The following is a 2,625-nucleotide window of genomic DNA, read 5'->3' as shown; positions in this document are numbered from 1 at the left end:
ACGCTTCCCCCAGTTACACTTTTAACTACTCCAGCTTCGTTAGCCATAACATTCTCCTTGTTCTTGAGTATGATTTATTTAAAATTGGAAGAATTATATAAATTTTAAAAGTATATGTCTATTGTACTGGGGTACAGTGTGAGATTTTTATAATATATAAAAAATAGGCAAAATATCTTTAAAATAGGTTGTTTAATATAATTTCGTAGATCTATAACAAATAGAAAAGATAAAAAATTTTATAAGATTTTAGTTATATAAAAAGATTAACCCGAAGACTTTTTCCTTGGAAATGAATCAACTTTATATAATTTAAAGTACTCGCGTATCATCTTTAACTTCTAAAATCATGTTATGACTGCGTTCTGTGCATTTTTATTTACTAATCTTATGGCTTTTTCTTTTTAATCTAATAGTAAAAAAACATCCTAGTTATACTAACTATTATAAATACTATAAATTTATAATCAAAAATTTAAAAACATCAATAATTTTTTAATTTATATATTTTTAGTGAATGTCTTTTAAAAAAGATTAATTAATATTCTTGCTTATTTCTATGGCTCGCCAAAGGGTAAAAATCAAAAACTACAAATAAAATTATTTAAATAAGAAACCCAAGAAATTCTTGGGTTTTTAAGAGATTATAAATCGTGCGTAATACTATCTTCTATTTTGATCGTTACGGTATGCGTCGTTTCGTTGTTTGTAACTGTCGTAGAATACGTTCCGTCATTATTATTTTGCCATGAGGATGTATCTGTCTTATGAACGGTATCGTCGCTATCGCCTTTTACGGTAAGAGTATCACCGGTAGTTTTATTGACGTCTAGCACATCTTGTGCGGTGATGTTTAGTTTTGCACCATTTACGCCCGTCATATCGATGGATTTTACGTTGTTATCAGTTATGGCAGATAACTGGGATAGATCAACGGTTTTATCGCCCTCCATATCGGTTATATTTACGTCCCCGTTTGCATGAGTTATAGATACTTTGTTTTCAAAACTTAAGTTCTTAAATCCAGCAGAAGCTCCGTTTTTCAAAACTAAAGTATCATTACCCCCATCCCCGTTTAAGGCTATATTACCGGAATTATTTATACTGGCTCCGTTATCTATACTTATAGTGTCATTACCTTCATTTCCACGTACAGAAGAGTTCGTCAAAGTAGCTCCAGAATTTATATTTATAGTATCGTTTCCTTCGTAGCCATAAACGTGGCCTCCGTTTAGATGAGCACCGTTATTTATATTGATATTATCATTACCTTCGCCTGCACTTATATGCGTACCGCTTTCTAAACTAGACCCTGAATTTATATTTATAATATCATTACCGCTTCCAGTTCCTATTCCAGTTCCTTGCGTTGTTTTAAATATAGTATCAGTAGCATTTATAGTATCGTTGCCCTCTTTTGTCCAGATATTAGTATCGTTTACAGTAACGTTATATAAATTTACAGTATCGTTGCCAGTTCCAGTATCAACCTTGACGTTTTTATTGTAGACATTGTCGACTTTGTCTAGATTTGTATTCCTTATCGTAACGATATCGTCGCCATCTCCACTAATAATTTTACCGCCGACAAAACCTTCTTTATTAGCTCCTCCGTCGATTTCTATAATATCGTTACCGGCATTGCCTTCAATGCTGCCGATCTTGCCTTCAGTATTATTTTCAATATCACCCTTAACGACAGCACCGTCCAAAACCCTAATCGTATCATCGCCCTCATTGCCATGAATGAATTCTTTTACGACGGTGCCTTTCCCTGTTACGGTTATATCATCATTACCCCATCTTCCGACTATACCGTCTACGTTTGCGCCATTTTCTACTAGGATAGTATCGTCGCCACCTCTACCATTTATGGCGCTAACGTATGTTTGGTTGTCAGATACGGTTATTTTATCATCGCCTTCGTCGCCCCTTACTTCTCCTGTTACTTTTGCGCCATCTTTTACCACGATCTTATCATCGCCGTCTCCGCCGAATATATATTTCGCACTGGTTCCTGCACCGCTTAAAGTTATAGTATCGGCATCGGCACCGCTATCTACTATATCTAAAGCCGGATTTACCTGCTTTTGGAATATATCGTTCATAGTTTTGGTGTCACCTCTTATCTGCCCTACGACTTTGGCACCGTCCTCTAAAGTTATAGTATCTTTTCCAGCCTCTCCAAGTATATTGTTTATCGAAGAATTTCCTTTGGCGGTTATCACGTCGTCGCCTGCGCCGCCGCGAATGCTTCCTGTTACCGTAGCGTTTTCGACGTTTATGGTATCTATCCCGTCATTGCCGCCTATGTTTTTAACTTCGGAATTATTACTTACTTTTATAATATCGTCTTCAGAGCCGCCTAAGATATCTGAAGTTACCTTAGAATTATCTACCGAAATTTTGTCTTCGCCCGAACCGCCGGAAATACCGATTATCTCGGCGCCGTTTTTGAGGTCGACGTTATCGTTTCCGACTCCTCCGTGTACGGACGTTATTTTTGCGCCGTCTACGGTTATTTTATCTGCATTATCCGATCCAAACACTTTTAAATTTGGATTAGGATTTACTATCTTTGCTACTGAGCCATCATCTGGATAGTTTGAAGCTTTTGCTGTGCTA

General features: G+C 36.3%; 1 protein-coding gene. It reads right to left on the bottom strand.

From position 1 onward, the window contains the following. Positions 1-644: 644 nt before the first annotated feature. Positions 645-2,625, bottom strand: a 1,981-nt coding sequence (locus CYO92_RS09270) for a hypothetical protein (protein ID WP_343218563.1), incomplete at its 5' end; no start/stop codon positions are given.

It is taken from the genome of Campylobacter concisus (assembly GCF_002913715.1).
Taxonomy (GTDB): Bacteria; Campylobacterota; Campylobacteria; order Campylobacterales; family Campylobacteraceae; genus Campylobacter_A; species Campylobacter_A concisus_AG.
Note: the sequence above shows the minus strand (reverse complement) of the source record. Positions and strands in the feature narration are given on the sequence as shown.